Genomic DNA, 19,374 nt, shown 5'->3' with positions numbered 1-19,374 from the left:
TCACACCTGCTGTATCGCCCCTGCCACAGCAACGCCTTGCAACAAAGCCCAACCCCTTGATTTACCTGGCCCTCAACGCACTGGCCCAACCTTTGCTCTACGCTTTGTATGCGCTTGCTGCGCTGCACTCCCAATAAACATAAGAGCCAGGAGATACCCATCATGCGTTACGCACACCCCGGTACTGAAGGCGCCATCGTTTCGTTCAAGGCCAAATACGGCAACTACATCGGTGGCGAATTCGTTGCGCCGGTCGATGGCAACTATTTCACCAACACCTCGCCGGTCAACGGCAAGCCGATTGCTGAATTCCCGCGTTCCACCGCCAAAGACATCGACAAAGCGCTGGACGCTGCCCATGCCGCCGCCGACGCCTGGGGCAAGACCTCGGCCCAGGACCGCTCACTGGCCCTGCTGAAAATCGCTGACCGCATCGAACAGAACCTAGAACTGCTGGCCATTACCGAAACCTGGGACAACGGCAAGGCCGTGCGTGAAACCCTCAACGCCGACATCCCACTGGCCGCTGACCACTTCCGTTACTTCGCGGGCTGCATCCGCGCCCAGGAAGGCACCAGCGCCGAGATCAACGAGCACACCGCGTCCTATCACTTCCACGAGCCCCTGGGCGTTGTCGGCCAGATCATCCCGTGGAACTTCCCGATCCTGATGGCTGCCTGGAAACTCGCCCCGGCCCTGGCCGCCGGTAACTGCGTGGTGCTCAAGCCCGCCGAACAAACCCCGCTGGGCATCAGCGTGTTGATGGAAGTCATCGGCGACCTGCTGCCACCCGGCGTGCTGAACGTGGTGCACGGCTTCGGCAAAGAAGCCGGTGAGGCCCTGGCCACCAGCAAGCGCATCGCCAAGATCGCCTTCACCGGCTCGACGCCAGTGGGCTCGCACATCATGCATGCGGCGGCCGAGAACATTATTCCGTCCACCGTTGAACTGGGCGGCAAGTCGCCGAACATCTTCTTTGCCGACATCATGAAGGCCGAGCCGACCTTTATTGAGAAAGCAGCCGAAGGTTTGGTGCTGGCGTTCTTCAACCAGGGCGAAGTGTGCACCTGCCCTTCCCGCGCGTTGGTAGAAGAGTCGATCTACGACGACTTCATGAAGGTCGTGATGAAGAAAATCGAGTCGATCAAACGCGGCGACCCGTTGGACACCGACACCATGGTCGGCGCCCAAGCGTCGGAGCAGCAGTTCGACAAAATCCTGTCCTACCTGGAAATCGCCAAGGGCGAAGGCGCGCAATTGCTCACCGGCGGCAAGGTCGAGAAGCTCAGTGGCGACATGGAGGGCGGCTATTACATCCAGCCGACCCTGCTCAAAGGCACCAATGAAATGCGCGTATTCCAGGAAGAAATCTTCGGCCCGGTGGTGAGCATCACCACCTTCAAGGACGAAGCCGAAGCCCTGGCGATCGCCAACGACACCGAATTCGGCCTGGGCGCCGGCGTGTGGACCCGTGACATCAACCGCGCCTACCGCATGGGCCGGGCGATCAAGGCGGGCCGCGTATGGACCAACTGCTACCACCTGTACCCGGCGCATGCTGCGTTTGGTGGGTACAAGAAGTCGGGTGTGGGGCGTGAGACGCACAAGATGATGTTGGATCATTATCAGCAGACTAAAAACTTGCTGGTGAGTTACGACATTAATCCGTTGGGGTTCTTCTAACCAACACCCCCCTCCCACATATGAAATGCAATTAAAAATGTGGGAGGGGGCTTGCCCCCGATAGCTATGTTTCAGTGAAATAAATTTGCCTGACACACTGCCATCGGGGGCAAGCCCCCTCCCACATTTGAGCATTCACATATTTAGATCTTCATAAGTACTTGGCAATTGCATTCGGCACAAAGAGGCCGAGTTAAAAAACAATAACAACGAAAGGTACTTCCCCATGCCTAGCGAACCGACTGGCTCTTCCGTCGATTTCGAAAAAGTCGACTCCCAATACTTTCAACAACGCGAACTTAAAAAAGGCGCCGCCGGCTGGGTGCTATTAGTGGGCCTTGGTGTTGCCTACGTTATTTCCGGCGACTACGCCGGTTGGAACTTCGGCCTGGCCCAGGGTGGATGGGGCGGTATGTTCCTCGCCACCTTGCTGATGGCCACGATGTACCTGTGCATGTGCTTCTCGCTGGCCGAGTTGTCTTCGATGATCCCCACCGCCGGCGGCGGCTACGGCTTTGCCCGCAGTGCGTTTGGGCCGTGGGGCGGGTTCCTGACGGGCACCGCCATCCTGATCGAATACGCCATCGCCCCCGCCGCCATTGCGGTATTTATCGGTGCCTACTGCGAGTCGCTGTTTGGTATTGGCGGCTGGATGATCTACCTGGCGTTCTACATCATCTTTATCGGCATCCATATTTTTGGTGTCGGTGAGGCGTTGAAGCTGATGTTTGTGATCACCGCCGTCGCTGCAATCGCACTGGGCGTGTTCCTGGTGGCGATGGTGCCGCACTTTAATGTCGCCAATTTGCTGGACATTCCGGTGACCGAAGCCAAGGGCGCCAGCACCTTCCTGCCGTTTGGCTACGTCGGCGTGTGGGCAGCGATTCCTTATGCGATCTGGTTTTTTCTCGCCGTCGAAGGCGTGCCCCTGGCGGCTGAAGAAACCAAGAACCCGAAACGCGACCTGCCGCGCGGCTTGATCGGCGCCATTGTGGTGCTGACCAGTTTTGCTCTGTTGATCCTGGTGATTGCACCGGGCGGCGCGGGCACCTACGCGCTGATCAAGTCTGGCAACCCGCTGGTGGAAGCGCTGGCGTTGTCCTACGGCGGCTCAACGTGGATGGGCGGGTTCGTCAACCTGGTAGGCCTGGCTGGCTTGATCGCGAGCTTTTTCTCGATCATCTATGCCTATTCGCGGCAGATCTTTGCACTGTCCCGCGCTGGTTACCTGCCGCGCAAATTGTCCCAGACCAACAAGAGCAAGGCGCCGGTTCTGGCCTTGGTGATCCCCGGCATCATCGGTTTTGGCCTGTCACTGACCGGCCAGGGTGACCTGCTGATTCTGGTAGCGGTGTTTGGCGCGACCATTTCCTACGTGCTGATGATGGCGGCGCACATTACGTTGCGCATCCGTCGCCCCAAAATGGACCGTCCATACCGCACACCGGGTGGCATTTTCACCTCGGGCGTCGCCTTGGTACTTGCTTGCGTGGCCGTGGTTGCGGGCTTCCTGGTCGATCCACGCGTGGTGATTGGCGCGGCGATCATCTATGGAGTATTAATTGCTTACTTTGCTTTCTACAGCCGGCATCACTTGGTAGCAGGCACGCCCGAAGAGGAATTCGCGGCGATCCAGGCCGCAGAGGCCGCCTTGCACTAACTGCCGTAAACCTCGACGGGGGCCGTTGCTCCCGTCGTCAAGGAGACACTGTATGGCAAGCTTTTCCCACGCGGTGGGTACACAAACCTACCGCTTCGACAGCCTCAAGGACGTGATGGCCAAGGCCAGTCCCGCACGCTCCGGGGATTTTCTCGCCGGTGTAGCGGCGCAGAACGATGGCGAGCGGGTGGCGGCGCAGATGGCGCTGGCCAACATCCCGCTCAAGCACTTTCTTGAGGAAGTGCTCATCCCCTATGAAAGCGACGAAGTCACCCGGCTGATCATCGACACCCACGATAAACAGGCGTTTGCAGTGGTCAGCCACCTGACCGTCGGCGGCCTGCGCGACTGGCTGCTCAGCGACGCTGCAGATGAAATCAGCCTACGAGCATTGGCGCCCGGTCTTACACCGGAGATGGCAGCCGCCGTGTCCAAAATCATGCGCGTGCAAGACCTGGTACTGGTAGCGCAGAAGATCCGCGTGGTCACGCAGTTTCGCGGCACCATGGGCCTGCGCGGGCGCTTATCTACACGCCTGCAACCCAACCACCCTACGGACGAGCCCGCCGGCATTGCCGCGAGCATTCTCGACGGCCTGCTCTATGGCAACGGCGACGCCATGATCGGCATCAACCCGGCCACCGACAGCATTGCCTCGATCTGCGCAATGCTGGAAATGCTGGACGCGATCATCCAGCGCTACGAAATCCCAACCCAAGCCTGCGTGCTGACCCACGTCACCACCTCCATCGAGGCCATCAACCGTGGCGTGCCGCTGGACCTGGTGTTTCAGTCGATTGCCGGCACCGAAGCGGCCAATGCCAGTTTCGGCATCAACCTGAACGTGCTGCAAGAAGGCTACGACGCAGGTTTGAGCCTGAACCGCGGCACCTTGGGCCAGAACCTGATGTATTTCGAAACCGGCCAAGGCAGCGCCTTGTCGGCCAATGCGCACTTTGGCGTCGACCAGCAAACCTGCGAAACCCGTGCCTACGCCGTGGCCCGACATTTCAAGCCGTTCCTGGTGAATACGGTCGTAGGATTTATCGGCCCAGAGTACCTCTACAACGGCAAACAGATCATCCGCGCCGGCCTCGAAGACCACTTCTGCGGCAAGCTGCTGGGTGTGCCGATGGGTTGCGATATCTGCTACACCAACCACGCCGAAGCCGACCAGGACGACATGGATACCCTGCTGACCCTGCTGGGCGTGGCCGGGATCAACTTCATCATGGGCATACCCGGCTCCGACGACATCATGCTCAACTACCAGACCACGTCGTTCCACGACGCTCTGTACGCCCGGCAAACATTGGGCTTGAAGCCTGCGCCGGAGTTTGAACAGTGGCTGGCGAAAATGGGCATCTTCACGCAAGCCGACGGCAAGGTACGCTTCGGCAACAGCCTGCCACCGGCGTTTCGCCACGCCTTGGCGCAATTGGGATGAAGGAGCCGCCTGTGCAACTCGACCTACCCGACAACCCGTGGCTGGAACTGCGCCGCCTGACCCCGGCGCGTATCGCCCTGGGCCGCACCGGCACCAGCATTCCCACCAGCGCACAGCTGGATTTTCAATTTGCCCACGCCCAGGCACGGGACGCGGTGCACCTGCCGTTCGACCATGCGGGTATCAGTAGCCAGTTGGCCGAACGCGGGCGTGACAGCTTGTTGCTGCACAGCGCTGCGGGCGACCGACATCTATACCTGCAACGCCCGGACTTGGGCCGGCGCTTGAGCGATGAGTCAGCCCAGTTGCTGCGCGATCATGCGGCGGCCAATCCTGGCGGTGTGGATTTGGCGGTCGTCGTGGCTGACGGTCTGTCGGCGCTGGCGGTGCATAAACACACCTTGCCGTTTCTGACCCGCCTGGAAGAGCAGAGCAACGCAGATGGTTGGTCGTTATCACCGGTGATTCTGGTGGAACAGGGCCGCGTGGCAGTGGCCGATGAAGTGGGCCAGTTGCTCGGGGCCAAGATGACTGTGATCCTGATCGGCGAACGGCCAGGGCTCAGTTCGCCGGACAGTTTGGGGCTGTATTTCACCTACAACCCCAAGGTCGGCCTTACCGATGCGTATCGCAACTGCATCTCTAATGTGCGTTTGGAGGGTTTGAGTTATGGCATGGCGGCCCATCGTTTGCTGTACTTGATGCGAGAGGCGTGTCGTCGCCAGCTGTCGGGAGTCAATCTCAAGGATGAGGCGCAGGTTCAGACCATCGAGTCGGATGACCCTGACCTGATGAAGGGTAACTTCCTGCTTGGCCCACCGCGGGACTGATACCCGCACGATTGCGCTTTTTCGAGTGTTTAGGCAGCATCAAGTCACGGCCGCTCGCGTGGTCATACCCCTTTGGAAGTTGAGGCCTGGCATGCGGATCACTCAAGCGACCCTGGAACACCTGGACCTGTTGACCCCGTTGTTCGTCAAGTACCGCGAATTTTACGGGGCCCTGCCCTTCCCGGACTCATCGCGCGCCTTCCTGGAAAAGCGCCTGCGCCGTAAAGAGTCGGTGATCTACCTGGCCCTGGCCGATGATGACGACAAGAAACTGCTCGGGTTTTGCCAGCTGTATCCGAGCTTTTCGTCGTTGTCGCTCAAGCGTGTGTGGATTCTCAACGACATCTACGTCGCTGAAGACGCCCGCCGGCAATTGGTAGCCGATAACCTGATGCGCACGGCGAAGAAGATGGCCAAGGACACCCATGCAGTTCGGCTGCGGGTGTCTACCAGCAGCGACAATGAGGTGGCGCAGAAGACGTATGAGTCGATTGGGTTTCGTGAGGATACCGAGTTCAAGAACTACACGTTGCCGATTAGCGAAGACTGAAACCCAACCCCCAGAACACCACTGCCTCAATGTGGGAGGGGGCTTGCCCCCGATGGCGGAGTATCAGTTAGACAATTTGTAACTGTCACTCCGCCATCGCGGGCAAGCCCGCTCCCACATTTGGTTCTGTGATGCCCAGGGGACCGATTACTACGACATCCCCCGCTACAAAACCAACAGGCTTTTCACCTCTCAATCCGTATAATGCGGACCTTTCAGGGCTGTAAGAAATGCGGCATACATCTGTAGCCTTACTTACCCTCGCGTCCGCACTGGCCTGCTGAGCCGGGCCATTCACACAGGTGCCATCCATGGATTTCAACCCGCTCGACCTTATTTTGCATCTCGATGTCTACCTCGACATGCTGGTCACCAATTACGGTCCGTGGATCTACGCCATTCTGTTCCTCGTTATCTTTTGCGAAACCGGCCTGGTGGTGATGCCGTTCCTGCCGGGTGATTCATTGCTGTTTATCGCAGGTGCCGTAGCAGCGGGCGGCGGCATGGACCCGGTGTTGCTGGGCGGCCTGCTAATGCTGGCGGCGATTCTCGGTGACAGCACTAACTACGTAATCGGGCGAACGGTGGGCGAGCGCTTGTTCAACAACCCGAACTCGAAAATCTTCCGCCGCGACTACCTGCAGAAAACCCACGACTTCTACGACAAGCACGGCGGCAAAACCGTAACCTTGGCGCGTTTCCTGCCGATCCTGCGCACCTTTGCACCGTTCGTCGCCGGTATCGCCAGGATGCCTTACCCGCGCTTCTTCGGTTTCAGCGTGCTGGGCACCATCCTATGGGTCGGTGGCCTGGTGACCTTGGGCTACTTCTTCGGCAACGTGCCGTTTATCAAGAAAAACCTGTCGCTGCTGGTGGTGTTCATCATTCTGCTGTCGCTGGTGCCGATGATCATCGGCGTGTTCCGCAGCCGTTTTGGTCGCACCTCCTCCGAAGCCAAGCCGCAGTAACCTGCGATGTGGTCCCTGAGCGCCTGGCGTCGCCGGCGCCTGCTGGCCAAGCACCCGATTGCCGATGACACCTGGCAACGGGTGCGCCACCACCTGACCTTCCTCGACGGCCTCAGCGCCGAGCAAGACCAATGGTTGCGCGAAGCCTGCGTGGTGTTCCTCGCCGAAAAACATCTGACCGCCCTGCCGGGCGTCGAGCTGCATCAGGAACAACGCCTGCTGCTCGCCGCGCAGGCTCAACTGCCGCTGATGAACCTCGGTGATCTCGACTGGTACCAGGGCTTTCATGAAATCGTGCTGTACCCCGACGACTTCGTCAGCCCCCAGCGCCATCGCGACAGCAGCGGCATCGAACACGAGTGGGACGGCGAGCACAGTGGTGAAGCCTGGCAACAGGGCCCGGTGATCCTCGCCTGGCCCGGCGTATTGGCCAGCGGCAACTGGGAAGGCTACAACCTGGTCATCCACGAACTGGCGCACAAGCTCGACATGCTCAACGGCGACGCCAACGGCCTGCCGCCGCTGCACAACGACATGCGCGTGCAGGAGTGGGCCAGCGTGATGCAAAGCGCCTACGACGACCTCAATCGCCAGCTCGACGCCCACCCGGAAGCCGACACCGAAATCGACCCCTACGCGGCCGAAAATCCGGCGGAATTCTTTGCCGTGACCAGCGAGTATTTCTTCAGCGCCCCGGATTTACTCGTCCATAGTTATCCACAGGTGTACGCCCAACTCAGCCGCTTTTATCGCCAGGATCCCCTGGCCCGCCTGCTCCAACTGCAAGCCAGCGACCCACGCTATCAGCCGCAAGGCGAATGACCGTACGACGTCTGGCGCATGGCATCGGCGCCAGAATGTGCCTATAATCGCCGCCACTTTTAGGCCAATCCGGCCAAGTTTCTTGGCCAATTAACGGGGGCAACGCCCAATGAGCTACAGCAAGATTCCGGCTGGCAAAGACCTGCCGAACGACATCTACGTCGCCATCGAGATTCCGGCCAACCACGCGCCGATCAAATACGAAATCGACAAAGACAGCGACTGCCTGTTCGTTGACCGTTTCATGGCCACCCCGATGTTCTACCCGGCCAACTACGGTTTTATCCCCAACACCCTGGCTGACGACGGCGACCCCCTCGACGTGCTGGTTGTAACCCCTTACCCGGTTACCCCAGGCTCGGTTATCCGCGCTCGCCCAGTCGGCATCCTGAACATGACCGACGACGGCGGCGGCGATGCCAAAGTTATCGCGGTACCTCACGACAAGCTGTCCCAGCTGTACGTGGACGTGAAGGAATACACCGATCTGCCGCCACTGCTGCTGGAACAGATCAAGCACTTCTTCGAGAACTACAAAGACCTCGAAAAAGGCAAATGGGTGAAGATCGACGGTTGGGGTGATGCAGAAGCCGCCCGCGCCGAGATCATGAAATCGGTTGCTGCCTACAAAGGCTGATACCGACTACTCATTGCCCCCGGCAATTGAAAAAGCCCCGATCATTCGGGGCTTTTTTTGTGGGAATAAATAAACGATAAGTTCATTAACTTATAATTTTCGTTTAAAAAACTTTAGAATCCGAACTATCAAGCTACAACTAAGCAAAGCCCTACATGCGCAACTCAACGCATGGTTTATTTGATCTGTTTTTCCGGCCAGTAAACTCTGCGTTTATGAATACATCAGGTGATCGCTTAAAAGCGCTATTACGGGAAGTGCATCTTTCCGCCTCCGACTTCGCCAAGAACCGCAACGTCACGCCTCAACACGTGAATAATTGGTTCAAACGCGGCGTGCCCATGGGCCGACTCAACGAGTTCGCAGAACTGTTGTGCGTCTCCAGCCGCTGGCTTCGCACCGGCGAAGGCCTCAAACACCCACCGGCCAACTTCCTATTGGTAGAAGGCCCGGAAACCCGACAAGGACTGCCCACCACCCGCGAAGGAAGCGGCCAATACCTCGCAGGCCCCGCCTGCCATCCGGAAAAACCTGACGTGGAGGTCCCCCTCCATCCCACCTTTACCTCAGCCGAACGCATCCGCATTTCCCTGCACAGTCTCCAAACCCTAAACGTCAACCCCGACCGCGCACTGGGCGCCTACATGGTCGACAACAGCATGACCGACATCATCCAACAAGGCGCCACCCTCGCCTTCGACCGAGGCCGCACCCAGATCATCGACGGCGAAATCTACGCCGTCGAACACGACGGCATGCTACGCATCAAATACCTCTACAACCGCCCCGGCGGCGGCGTACGCATGCGCAGCCACAACGCCAGCGAACACCCCGACGAGTACCTGAACCACGAAGAACGCTTCGAACAAAACTTCAAAGTCGTGGGCTGGGTGTTCTGGTGGTCCACCCTCAACAACCGCCGCCCGCCGGTACCGTTGGATGAGCATTTATTGGGCTGGGAAGGCTCTAATACGGATGCGGAGGTGGGCATTTGAAATGAATGTGGGTATCATGCGGCCCACATTTGGCAGGGGGTTGCTTCGCGCTATCCACCCTGCTCGGCGAAGCGGAGAAGTCCCCGCGGGTGCCCCTACTATTCAGCCTGACGCAATGTGGGCTGAGCGATTTGAAGGCTGCTGAGGTTTGTCAAAAACAAGCTGAAGCAGTCAGCGAGAAGCCGGCCACAAGCCGGCTTTTTAATGCCTGAAAAACCAATACCCGCGACTACATTCCAGCGCTGCGCCTGCTCGCTGCATACCCCCCTGTGCTCCACATTCAGCGACCCACTGCGTCAGCACCATCATGTAAAGGGTTTCAAAATCCGTAAACCACGACTGTCTCTTTCAGGTTGACGGTATTACACGCGCGACCCGATTTATCACTTTCACACAGCCCATTAATCTATGCCCATGTTGAACGCAACGCCCTAATCCACTTAAACAAAAAAGGATTCAACCATGAGCACTCCAACCTACAACCGCCTCAACAAAGACGACGCCGTAGTTCTGCTGGTCGACCATCAAACCGGCCTGATCTCGCTGGTGCAGGACTTCTCCCCCAACGAGTTCAAAAACAATGTGCTCGCCCTGGCAGACCTGGCCAAGTTCTTCGAACTGCCAACCATCCTCACCACCAGCTTCGAACAAGGCCCCAATGGCCCGCTGGTGCCAGAGCTGAAAGAGATGTTCCCGGACGCGCCGTACATCGCTCGCCCTGGTCAGATCAACGCGTGGGACAACGAAGACTTCGTCAAGGCGATCAAGGCCACCGGCCGCAAGCAGATCATCATTGCCGGTGTAGTGACGGATGTGTGCGTGGCGTTCCCGACACTGTCGGCGCTGGCGGAAGGGTTTGATGTGTTTGTGGTGACTGATGCGTCGGGCACGTTCAACACTACGGTGCAGCAGGCCGCGTGGAGTCGCATGACCCAGGCCGGTGCACAGATGATGAACTGGTTCTCGGTGGCGTGTGAGCTGCATCGCGACTGGCGCAACGATATTGAAGGCCTGGGCAACCTGTTGTCCCAGCGGATTCCCAACTATCGCAACTTGATGAATGGTTACTCGGCGCTGACGGCTCGCAAGGACTAATCCACTAGGTTTCACACACCAAGCCTGCCCTAAAAAGCAGGCTTCTTACTGTGCGAGAGACAATTGGCCCGCTTGACTCTCCCCTATACAGCACCCCCTACCCTGAGATCCCGATTTCAGGACCTCCCTCATGCCCCACCGCATACTCATCATCCTTGGCCACCCCTCAACAACCAGCTTCTGCGCCGCCCTGGCCGACACCTACACTCGCCATGCAAAATCCGCAGGCCACGAAGTGCGCGTCCTGAACTTGGGTGATCTTACGTTCGATCCCGTCTTGCACCATGGCTACACCCAAATCCAACCCTTGGAACCGGACCTGCTCTGCGCCCAATCCGACATTCTCTGGGCCACTCACCTCACGTTCGTGTTCCCCATTTGGTGGGGTGGTATTCCCGCCTTGATGAAGGGTTTTCTCGACCGCATCTTCCTACCCGGCTTTGCCTTTAAATACCGTGCCGGCAAGGCATTCCCCGACAAGCTGCTTGTTGGCAGAACCGCGCACTTGTTGGTGACCCTGGACACGCCGCCATGGTATTACCGCTGGTTCTACCGCATGCCGGGCATCCATCAGATGCGCAAGACCACCTTGGCGTTTTGTGGCATCAGGCCGACCAAGACATTGCTGTTCGGGCCGGTGTTGGGCTCTACTGCGACGCAAAGGACCAAGTGGCTGCAACAGGCTGGCCTACTCGCAGGAAAAGGGAGTTTTCATGTACATCGGCAAAGCCGCGCAATTATCGGGCACGACCATCAAGACGATTCGTCACTATGAGGCGATCGGGCTGCTGCCGGTGCCGCAGCGCCTGGGGCAGTACCGGGTATATACAGAGCAATGTGTCGAGCGGCTGATGTTTATCAAGTGCGCGCAGCAGTTGGGGTTCAAGCTCAAGGAATTGCAGGAGATTCTGCAGGACCGTCATGACGCTGCATTGCCCTGGGATCGGGCTGAACACATCATCGCCAACAAGAAGCAGCAACTCGCGACCCAAATTGCGCATTTACAGAACATGCACTCAGGGTTACAGGCGTTTGAAACTCAGTTGAAAACGGCACAAGGCCAATGCACGTTGAACACCTGACGTTCTTGCGACAACTTCTCATTAGCACTACCATCGCGTTCCCCAACTTCCCCAGAGCGGCGCCCTTCGCCATGCCTGAAGACCCCGGCAATCGCAACCTCGGCCCGCTCTACCGCCGTCACCGCAGCGAACTTCTGGCCTACCTGACTCGCCGGGTGAATTGCCGCGAAACCGCCAATGATCTGTTGCAGGACGCGTTCATTCGCTTGATGAACAGTGAAGTGGCGAAGATCGGCAACGTGCGCGCCTTTTTGTACCGTATCGCTAATAACCTGAGCATCGACCATGCGCGGCGCAACCGTGTGCGGGGGATCAGCGATGAGCAGGAGTTGCAGGACTTGCCCGGCAACGCCGACCCACAAAACAGTGCGATTGCCGGAAACACCCTGGAGCATTTGCAGCGCTTGATTGATGGGCTACCCTCGCCCACCCGTGAAGTGTTTCTGCTGGCTCGGGTTGAACAGCTGAGCTACAAGGAGATCGCCATTCGCCTGGGCCTGGATGCCCGTGCGGTCGAGCGGCATTTGAACAAGGCCATGGCCCATTGCGCCGCGGTCCTGCACGCCAACGAGTCCCGATGAATAATCAGCCAAGCCCCTCATCTTCCGAACGTGATCAGCAAGCACTGGATTGGTGGACCCGTCTGCGCAACGAAACCATCACCGCCCAACAGCGTGCTGCTTTCGAGCTGTGGCGGGCGGACCCGCTCAATGCCAACGCCTATCAGAACGTAGAGATGCTCTGGAAACTGCTCGAACGACCCGCCCACGCCGTGCGGCACAGCGAACGGCAGCGGCCGGCGTCACGTCGGGCGATCTATGCGGCGGCAGCCTGTGTGTTACTGGCCTTTGCCACACTGATGCTGATGACCCCTCCGCTGAGCACGTGGGGCAGCGACTACGCCACCGCCGCGGGCCAGCAACAGGTCATTACCCTGGCCGACGGATCGCAGCTGCACCTGGATACCGACAGCGCCGTGGATATCACGCTCAACCGCGATGAACGACGCGTTCACCTGCTGCGCGGCCGAGTTTTCCTGGAGGTGGTCCACGACGGCCGGCCGTTTGTGGTGCGCTCCGGCGACACGCGGGTACAGGTGCTGGGCACCGCGTTTGCCGTCAGCCACGGGGCGGACGAGGATGATGTCACGCTGCTTCGCGGCCGCGTCGAGGTGATGGCCGGCGGCAAGCATCAGCCGTTGCAACCCGGCGAACAACTGAAGGTCATCAACGGCCAGATCCAAGCGCCGGTCGCGGTCGACGCTGATCGCTTGCTGGCCTGGCGCAATGGCCAGCTGCAGGTACGCAATGCGCCGCTACGAGACGTGCTGGACGAGTTGATGCGCTATCAGGGTGGCCATGTGGTCTGGCTTGATGACCAAGCCGCCCAACGCCCCATCAGTGCCAGCTTCAATCTCAAGCAAATCGACAGCGCACTCGATGCCCTGATCAGCGCGCAAAAATTGCGCACCACTGCCCTCACCCGCCGAGTGCTGATCGTGCGCGGCTAAGGCCGCAAAAATTATTTTCTTCTCCCACGGTAATTTGGATTTCTGCTGCGTCTCACCCCGCACATAGGAAGCATTATCATTTATAACTCGGGGGAGGATGCATGCAGTATTCACAGGTCGCAGGCTTCAAACACTTACCCTTGCTGGTCGCCCTGATGGCCGCCGGCATGCCGCTTTCATTCGTCCAGGCCGCTGAGCCTGCGGTAAACGAAGCAGGCGGCCAGCGCGTGAGTTTCACGATCGCCGCACAATCGCTCACCGACGCGTTGGACGTATTCGCCCGCCAAAGCGGCTACCAAGTGATCTACGACGCCGCGCAAGCCACGGGGCTGCGCTCCACCCAATTGAGCGGCGAACATACGCCCCAGCAAGCGCTGACCATTCTCACGCGCGGAACGGGCGCCCGTTATAGCCAACCGAACGCCAGCAGCTTTGTAATTGATATTCCGGCCAACGTCGGCGACACGTTGCAGTTGTCGCCCGTGAGCATCTCTGGCAAGGCGCCCGGCTCTACCACTGAGGGCACCGGTTCGTACACCACGCAATCGTCCAGCAGCTCCAACCGCCTGAACATCGCACTCAAGGAAACGCCACAGTCCGTCACGGTGATCACCCAACAGCGCATCGCCGACCAAAAGCTGTCAAACCTCACCGATGCGATGGAAGCCACCTCCGGTATCACCGTTGTACGCGAAGGCCAAGGTGCCGACTCTGACGCTTACTACTCACGCGGTTTTGCCATCAGCAATTATGAAGTCGACGGCGTACCCACCTCGTCGCGCATGGACAACTACACCCAGAACACCGCCATGTACGATCGGATCGAAGTGGTGCGCGGCGCCACCGGCCTGATCAGCGGCATGGGCCAGCCGTCCGCGACCATCAACCTGATTCGCAAACGCCCCACCGCCACGCCCCAAGCCAGCATCAGCGGCGAAGCCGGCAGCTGGGACCGTTATGGCACATCCGTTGACGTCTCCGGCCCGCTCAACGACGCCGGTAATATCCGAGGCCGCATGGTGCTGGACTACAAAAACCAGCATTCCTGGGTCGATCGCTACAAACAGGACACCCAACTGGTCTACGGCATCAGCGAGTTTGATCTGAGCGAAACCACCCTGTTGACCCTGGGCTTCAGCTACCAGACCGTGCACACCAACGCGCCACCTCGCAGCGGTTTTCCACTGTTCGATAGCGCCGGCGGGCGCACAGACTTCAAGCGCTCCTTCAATACCGCTACCGATTGGTCATTTTACGATCACGACCAGACCAGCTATTTCGCTTCGCTAGAGCAGCAGTTCGACAACGGTTGGAGCGCCAAGCTCGATTTCACCCACACCGACAATCAATACGACTCGGCGATCAGCTATCTGTACGGCGACATCGACCCGGCCACCGGGCTCGGCGCCGCCGTACTGCCCAACAAATTCAAGGGTAACCCTAAGCAGAACGCCGTTGATGTGTATGTCACCGGCCCCTTTGAACTGCTGGGGCGCGAGCATGAGTTGATCGCAGGCGTGCAGCTATCGCAGATCCGCAACACCAACGCGCCTGACTACGGAGGCTGGATGCGCGGCGGCTACGACGGCAGCATCGGGCCCGTCTACGAATGGGACGGCAGCGCGCCAAAGCCAAATTTCGAGAAAAAAGGTGAAGAGGACTTCAAGGAAAACCAGTACTCGGCCTACCTCACCTCGCGCTGGCACCTGAATGACGCCACCAGCCTGATCCTGGGCGGACGACTGATCAATTGGAAGCAGACTGACGACGTGACCTACACCGCGGCCGGTTACGACGACATCCATTTGGATCGTGAAGAAAACGGCGTATTCATCCCCTACGGCGGCATCGTCTATGACCTCAGCGATAGCTGGTCGGTGTACGCCAGCTACACCAAGATCTTCAACCCGCAAAGCGACCAGACCGTGACCGGCTCCTACTTGCCGCCGCTGGAAGGCACTGGCTACGAGCTGGGGGTCAAGGGCAGCTTCAATGACGACATGCTCAATGCCAGCCTGGCACTGTTCAAACTGGAGCAGGACAACCTCTCACAGCCCGACGGCAACAAGCTGACCCCCACACAATTCCAGGCCTACACTGCTGTGCAAGGCACCACGACCCAAGGCGTCGAGTTGGAACTCAACGGCGAACTGGCCCGAGGCTGGAACATCGCCGGCGGTTATACCTACAGCGTCAGCACCGATGCGGATGACCAGCGTATTGCCACGCAAATCCCCCGCCACAGCGTGAAGATGTTCACCACTTACCGCCTGTCCGGCCCACTGGACAAACTCACTGTCGGCGGCGGCTTCAACTGGCAGAGCAAAACCGGCTTCGACCTCAAGTACTACACCCAGGACAGCTACGCCGTGGCCAACCTGATGGCGCGTTACGAGATCACGCAAAACCTTTCGGCGTCGCTGAATCTCAACAACGTATTCGACAAAGAGTATTTCAGCACCACCAGTGCCGGGGTATATGGGGCGCCACGTAACGTGATGACGGGGTTCAAGTATGACTTTTAAAGGTGGCTAGACTGGACCATGAGCCGAATAGACCACACAGTCGGCTCATTAAATGAGCCGAATGGCGTCCATGATCGGCGCACTTCTTCGGGTATTGCGCCATGGACCACCCATTCTGGACCTGGCAATACGAAGATCGGCCACACGTTCACTGGCAACCAGGCCGCCTGGCGGTCTTGTTGCTTGAGTGCGGGCACGCTCAGGGCAAGCTGCTGGGCATGCTCGGCACCGTCAGGCACTATCACATCAATCTCATGGACGATTGAACCACCCCCGCTCATTTGCCCCAAATCCCCATGTCTGCTAGTGTCGCGCCGGTTTACCGTCTACCGGAATAGCCGCCATGGCCCGCAAAAAAGTTGCACTCGATTTCGAACAATCCCTCGCCGACCTGCAAACCCTGGTCGAGCGTCTGGAGAACGGCGAGTTGTCGCTGGAAGACTCGTTGACAGCGTTTGAGCAAGGCATCGGCCTGACCCGCGACTGCCAGAGCGCCTTGGCGCAGGCGGAGCAGAAGGTGCAAGTGCTGCTGGAACGTGACGGGGAGTTGGCCGAAGAGCCTTTCGATGCGGAACAACCCGAATGATCGACGCGTATCAGGCCAGTAGCCAAGCGCGGGTCAATGCGGCGCTGGAACCCTTGTTTGTTGCGCCAAGCCCCGAATTGAACCGCCTCTATGAAGCCATGCGCTACAGCGTGATGAATGGCGGCAAGCGCGTGCGCCCGTTGCTGGCGTATGCCGCGTGTGAAGCGTTGGGCGCGCCTGCCGAGCAGGCCAATGGCGCGGCGTGTGCGGTGGAGTTGATCCACGCCTATTCCCTGGTGCATGACGATCTGCCGGCGATGGACGATGACGATCTACGTCGCGGCCAGCCCACCACCCACAAAGCCTTTGACGAAGCCTGCGCAATTCTGGCCGGCGACGGTCTGCAAAGCCTGGCGTTCAGCGCACTGCTGGACCCAACGCTGAGCAGCGTCAATGCCGAGATCCGCTTGCGCATGGTCACCACCCTGGCCGTCGCTGCTGGCCCCGCTGGCATGGTCGGCGGCCAGGCCATCGACCTCGGTTCGGTCGGCCAGAAGCTCGATCAACAGGCCCTGGAATACATGCACCGCCACAAGACCGGTGCGCTGATCGAAGCCGCCGTGCAGCTCGGCGCCCTGGCCAGCGGGCGCGCCGGAGCCGAACACTTGGCCGCGCTGAAGACTTATTCGCGCGCCATCGGCCTGGCCTTCCAGGTGCAGGACGACATTCTCGACGTCGAAAGTGACACCGCCACCCTGGGCAAACGCCAAGGTGCTGATATCGCACGGGACAAGCCGACCTACCCAGCCCTGCTCGGGCTCGACGCGGCCAAGGCCTATGCCCTGGAACTGCGCGACCAGGCTCTCGACGCCCTGCGACCTTTCGACGCGGCCGCCGAGCCGTTGCGCGACCTGGCGCGGTTTATCGTCGAACGTCGGCACTGATCACAGCGGCCATTGCGGCCGCATATCGGCCAAGTTCGGCGCTCTGCGTGGGCAGTTTGCAATGCTTGAGGTAAACTGCCGCCTCTTCTATACCTATAACGATTCGCCTGATGCCCACGACGTTTCAAGAGATTCCCCGCAAGCGCCCGTCCACGCCCCTGCTCGACCGTGCTGTCATGCCGGCCGGCCTGCGCCGTCTGGGTGAAGCCGAGCTGGAAACCCTGGCCGATGAGTTGCGCCTGGAATTGCTCTACACGGTCGGCCAGACCGGTGGGCATTTCGGCGCTGGCCTTGGCGTCATCGAGCTGACCATCGCCCTGCATTACGTGTTCGACACCCCGGACGACCGGCTGGTGTGGGACGTGGGCCATCAGGCGTATCCGCACAAAATCCTTACGGGTCGTCGTGAGCAAATGGGCACCCTGCGCCAGAAGGACGGCATTGCCGCCTTCCCGCGCCGCGCCGAGAGCGAGTACGACACCTTTGGCGTCGGCCACTCCAGCACCTCCATCAGTGCAGCGCTGGGCATGGCTATTGCCGCCCGCCTGCAAGGCAGCGACCGTAAGGCGATTGCCGTGATCGGTGATGGCGCGCTGACCGCCGGCATGGCCTTCGAAGCGCTGAACCATGCACCGGAAGTCAACGCCAACATGTTGGTGATCCTTAACGACAACGACATGTCGATCTCGCGCAACGTCGGTGGCCTGTCCAATTACCTGGCAAAAATCCTCTCCAGCCGCACCTACGCCAGCATGCGCGAAGGCAGCAAGAAGGTGCTCTCGCGTCTGCCTGGCGCGTGGGAAATTGCCCGGCGTACCGAAGAATATGCCAAAGGCATGCTGGTGCCCGGCACCCTGTTCGAAGAGCTGGGCTGGAATTACATCGGCCCGATCGACGGCCACGACCTGCCAACCCTCATCGCCACGCTGCGCAACATGCGTGACCTCAAGGGCCCGCAGTTCCTGCACATTGTCACCAAGAAGGGCAAAGGCTTCGCCCCGGCGGAAGTCGACCCGATTGGCTACCACGCCATCACCAAGCTGGAACCTGTAGACGCCCCCGCCGCTGCGCCGAAAAAGGCCAGCGGGCCGAAGTATTCCGGTGTGTTCGGCGAATGGCTGTGCGACATGGCTGCCGCCGACCCACGCCTGGTGGGCGTTACGCCTGCGATGAAGGAAGGCTCCGACCTGGTGGCGTTCAGCGAGCGTTTCCCGCTGCGCTACTTCGACGTGGCGATTGCCGAGCAGCATGCAGTCACCTTCGCGGCTGGCATGGCCTGTGAGGGCGCCAAGCCGGTGGTGGCGATCTACTCGACATTCCTGCAGCGTGGCTACGACCAGTTGATTCACGACGTGGCAGTACAGAACCTCGACGTGCTGTTCGCCATCGACCGCGCAGGTTTGGTGGGCGAAGACGGCCCGACCCACGCCGGTAGCTTCGACTTGTCCTACCTGCGTTGCATCCCCGGCATGCTAGTGATGACGCCGAGCGACGAGAACGAACTGCGCAAGATGCTCAGCACCGGCCACCTGTACAACGGCCCGGCCGCCGTGCGCTACCCGCGTGGCAACGGCCCGAATGCGGTGATCGAGAAGGACTTGGCGCCTATCGAGATCGGCAAAGGCATCGTCCGTCGCCAGGGCAGCAAGACTGCGTTCCTGGTATTTGGCGTGCAATTGGCCGAAGCCTTGAAAGTCGCCGAGAAGATCGACGCCACCGTGGTCGACATGCGGTTCGTCAAACCGCTGGATGAAGCGCTGGTGCGCGAAATCGCCGGTAGCCATGAGCTGCTGGTGACGGTCGAAGAAAACGCCATCATGGGTGGTGCCGGTGCGGCGGTCAGCGAGTTCCTGGCGCGGGAGAACATTCTCAAATCGGTGCTGCATTTGGGCCTGCCGGATGTGTATGTCGAACATGCCAAGCCGGCGCAGATGCTGGCTGAATGCGGGTTGGATGAAGCCGGGATCGAGGCATCGGTGCGCGAACGCATGGCGCTATTGGGCCTGTAAACCGGGATCAAAAATGTGGGAGGGGGCTTGCCCCCGATAGCGGTGGTTCAGTGAACGATACTGAGACTGACACACCGCAATCGGGGGCAAG

19 protein-coding genes are annotated in these 19,374 nt (G+C 59.6%); all 19 read left to right on the top strand.

All coding sequences use genetic code 11. The annotated features are described in order from the left end of the window. The first annotated feature begins 162 nt into the window (after positions 1-162). The 19 genes from exaC to dxs all read left to right on the top strand — a co-directional run bounded on the left by exaC (position 163) and on the right by dxs (position 19,283). A complete protein-coding gene (exaC, locus tag ICY20_RS22870) occupies positions 163-1,683 on the top strand; it encodes an acetaldehyde dehydrogenase ExaC (protein WP_159955908.1) in 1,521 nt (506 codons plus the stop codon). 226 nt (positions 1,684-1,909) lie between these two features. After that, entirely contained in the window at positions 1,910-3,343 is a 1,434-nt protein-coding gene (gene eat, locus ICY20_RS22865) for an ethanolamine permease (RefSeq protein WP_122486082.1), read from the top strand. 52 nt (positions 3,344-3,395) lie between these two features. Beyond that, positions 3,396-4,790, top strand: a complete 1,395-nt coding sequence (locus tag ICY20_RS22860; protein ID WP_159955904.1) for an ethanolamine ammonia-lyase subunit EutB — start codon at positions 3,396-3,398, stop codon at positions 4,788-4,790. After that, the gene (eutC, locus tag ICY20_RS22855) at positions 4,787-5,620 is read left to right on the top strand and encodes an ethanolamine ammonia-lyase subunit EutC (RefSeq protein ID WP_159955902.1); all 834 of its coding nucleotides are present in this window, start codon (positions 4,787-4,789) and stop codon (positions 5,618-5,620) included. The genes ICY20_RS22860 and eutC overlap by 4 nt, the downstream gene beginning before the upstream one ends. 91 nt (positions 5,621-5,711) lie before the next feature. After that, complete coding sequence (locus ICY20_RS22850) at positions 5,712-6,170, top strand: GNAT family N-acetyltransferase (RefSeq protein ID WP_159955900.1); 459 nt, start codon at positions 5,712-5,714, stop codon at positions 6,168-6,170. A 311-nt stretch (positions 6,171-6,481) separates the two neighbouring features. Further along, positions 6,482-7,138 (top strand): DedA family protein, encoded by a 657-nt coding sequence (locus ICY20_RS22845; RefSeq protein WP_122486079.1) that lies wholly within the window; start codon positions 6,482-6,484, stop codon positions 7,136-7,138. Positions 7,139-7,144: 6 nt separating this feature from the next. Next, complete coding sequence (locus tag ICY20_RS22840) at positions 7,145-7,960, top strand: M90 family metallopeptidase (RefSeq protein ID WP_194938655.1); 816 nt, start codon at positions 7,145-7,147, stop codon at positions 7,958-7,960. Between the two features lie 109 nt (positions 7,961-8,069). Continuing rightward, positions 8,070-8,597, top strand: coding sequence for an inorganic diphosphatase (gene ppa, locus ICY20_RS22835; RefSeq protein WP_049711351.1), 528 nt, complete (start codon positions 8,070-8,072; stop codon positions 8,595-8,597). 215 nt (positions 8,598-8,812) lie between these two features. Next, the gene (locus ICY20_RS22830) at positions 8,813-9,592 is read left to right on the top strand and encodes a LexA family transcriptional regulator (RefSeq protein ID WP_159955894.1); all 780 of its coding nucleotides are present in this window, start codon (positions 8,813-8,815) and stop codon (positions 9,590-9,592) included. 462 nt (positions 9,593-10,054) lie between these two features. Next, positions 10,055-10,687 carry an isochorismate family cysteine hydrolase YcaC gene (gene ycaC, locus ICY20_RS22825; protein WP_122486070.1) on the top strand — a complete coding sequence of 211 codons (633 nt, stop codon included), beginning with the start codon at positions 10,055-10,057 and terminating at the stop codon, positions 10,685-10,687. A gap of 130 nt (positions 10,688-10,817) precedes the next feature. Next, complete coding sequence (locus ICY20_RS22820) at positions 10,818-11,462, top strand: NAD(P)H-dependent oxidoreductase (protein ID WP_159955892.1); 645 nt, start codon at positions 10,818-10,820, stop codon at positions 11,460-11,462. Continuing rightward, on the top strand, positions 11,401-11,769 hold the full coding sequence (locus ICY20_RS22815; RefSeq protein ID WP_159955890.1) for a MerR family transcriptional regulator: 369 nt from the start codon (positions 11,401-11,403) through the stop codon (positions 11,767-11,769). Before ICY20_RS22820 ends, ICY20_RS22815 begins: the two co-directional genes overlap by 62 nt. Before the next feature lie 71 nt (positions 11,770-11,840). Next, positions 11,841-12,350: an RNA polymerase sigma factor gene (locus tag ICY20_RS22810; protein WP_159955888.1), complete on the top strand. Its 510-nt coding sequence runs from the start codon at positions 11,841-11,843 to the stop codon at positions 12,348-12,350. Next, positions 12,347-13,279 carry a FecR family protein gene (locus tag ICY20_RS22805; protein WP_159955886.1) on the top strand — a complete coding sequence of 311 codons (933 nt, stop codon included), beginning with the start codon at positions 12,347-12,349 and terminating at the stop codon, positions 13,277-13,279. Before ICY20_RS22810 ends, ICY20_RS22805 begins: the two co-directional genes overlap by 4 nt. A 101-nt stretch (positions 13,280-13,380) precedes the next feature. Further along, positions 13,381-15,804, top strand: coding sequence for a TonB-dependent siderophore receptor (locus ICY20_RS22800; RefSeq protein ID WP_159955884.1), 2,424 nt, complete (start codon positions 13,381-13,383; stop codon positions 15,802-15,804). A gap of 101 nt (positions 15,805-15,905) precedes the next feature. Then, positions 15,906-16,070, top strand: a complete 165-nt coding sequence (locus tag ICY20_RS22795) for a DUF4172 domain-containing protein (RefSeq protein ID WP_228758548.1) — start codon at positions 15,906-15,908, stop codon at positions 16,068-16,070. A gap of 77 nt (positions 16,071-16,147) precedes the next feature. Then, positions 16,148-16,390 (top strand): exodeoxyribonuclease VII small subunit, encoded by a 243-nt coding sequence (locus ICY20_RS22790; protein ID WP_003176346.1) that lies wholly within the window; start codon positions 16,148-16,150, stop codon positions 16,388-16,390. Next, positions 16,387-17,274: a (2E,6E)-farnesyl diphosphate synthase gene (gene ispA, locus ICY20_RS22785; protein WP_159955880.1), complete on the top strand. Its 888-nt coding sequence runs from the start codon at positions 16,387-16,389 to the stop codon at positions 17,272-17,274. The genes ICY20_RS22790 and ispA overlap by 4 nt, the downstream gene beginning before the upstream one ends. Before the next feature lie 110 nt (positions 17,275-17,384). Beyond that, a complete protein-coding gene (dxs, locus tag ICY20_RS22780) occupies positions 17,385-19,283 on the top strand; it encodes a 1-deoxy-D-xylulose-5-phosphate synthase (protein WP_194938654.1) in 1,899 nt (632 codons plus the stop codon). Positions 19,284-19,374: the final 91 nt, after the last annotated feature.

Origin of the sequence: Pseudomonas pisciculturae, assembly GCF_015461805.1 — a bacterium.
GTDB classification, from domain to species: domain Bacteria; phylum Pseudomonadota; class Gammaproteobacteria; order Pseudomonadales; family Pseudomonadaceae; genus Aquipseudomonas; species Aquipseudomonas pisciculturae.
Note: the sequence above shows the minus strand (reverse complement) of the source record. Positions and strands in the feature narration are given on the sequence as shown.

Bases quoted from the DNA above. Each gene is read 5' to 3' on its own strand.
- exaC (WP_159955908.1), top strand. From the start codon at position 163: ATGCGTTACGCACACCCCGGTACTGAAGGCGCCATCGTTTCGTTCAAG.
- eat (WP_122486082.1), top strand. From the start codon at position 1,910: ATGCCTAGCGAACCGACTGGCTCTTCCGTCGATTTCGAAAAAGTCGAC.
- ICY20_RS22860 (WP_159955904.1), top strand. From the start codon at position 3,396: ATGGCAAGCTTTTCCCACGCGGTGGGTACACAAACCTACCGCTTCGAC.
- eutC (WP_159955902.1), top strand. From the start codon at position 4,787: ATGAAGGAGCCGCCTGTGCAACTCGACCTACCCGACAACCCGTGGCTG.
- ICY20_RS22850 (WP_159955900.1), top strand. From the start codon at position 5,712: ATGCGGATCACTCAAGCGACCCTGGAACACCTGGACCTGTTGACCCCG.
- ICY20_RS22845 (WP_122486079.1), top strand. From the start codon at position 6,482: ATGGATTTCAACCCGCTCGACCTTATTTTGCATCTCGATGTCTACCTC.
- ICY20_RS22840 (WP_194938655.1), top strand. From the start codon at position 7,145: ATGTGGTCCCTGAGCGCCTGGCGTCGCCGGCGCCTGCTGGCCAAGCAC.
- ppa (WP_049711351.1), top strand. From the start codon at position 8,070: ATGAGCTACAGCAAGATTCCGGCTGGCAAAGACCTGCCGAACGACATC.
- ICY20_RS22830 (WP_159955894.1), top strand. From the start codon at position 8,813: ATGAATACATCAGGTGATCGCTTAAAAGCGCTATTACGGGAAGTGCAT.
- ycaC (WP_122486070.1), top strand. From the start codon at position 10,055: ATGAGCACTCCAACCTACAACCGCCTCAACAAAGACGACGCCGTAGTT.
- ICY20_RS22820 (WP_159955892.1), top strand. From the start codon at position 10,818: ATGCCCCACCGCATACTCATCATCCTTGGCCACCCCTCAACAACCAGC.
- ICY20_RS22815 (WP_159955890.1), top strand. From the start codon at position 11,401: ATGTACATCGGCAAAGCCGCGCAATTATCGGGCACGACCATCAAGACG.
- ICY20_RS22810 (WP_159955888.1), top strand. From the start codon at position 11,841: ATGCCTGAAGACCCCGGCAATCGCAACCTCGGCCCGCTCTACCGCCGT.
- ICY20_RS22805 (WP_159955886.1), top strand. From the start codon at position 12,347: ATGAATAATCAGCCAAGCCCCTCATCTTCCGAACGTGATCAGCAAGCA.
- ICY20_RS22800 (WP_159955884.1), top strand. From the start codon at position 13,381: ATGCAGTATTCACAGGTCGCAGGCTTCAAACACTTACCCTTGCTGGTC.
- ICY20_RS22795 (WP_228758548.1), top strand. From the start codon at position 15,906: ATGGACCACCCATTCTGGACCTGGCAATACGAAGATCGGCCACACGTT.
- ICY20_RS22790 (WP_003176346.1), top strand. From the start codon at position 16,148: ATGGCCCGCAAAAAAGTTGCACTCGATTTCGAACAATCCCTCGCCGAC.
- ispA (WP_159955880.1), top strand. From the start codon at position 16,387: ATGATCGACGCGTATCAGGCCAGTAGCCAAGCGCGGGTCAATGCGGCG.
- dxs (WP_194938654.1), top strand. From the start codon at position 17,385: ATGCCCACGACGTTTCAAGAGATTCCCCGCAAGCGCCCGTCCACGCCC.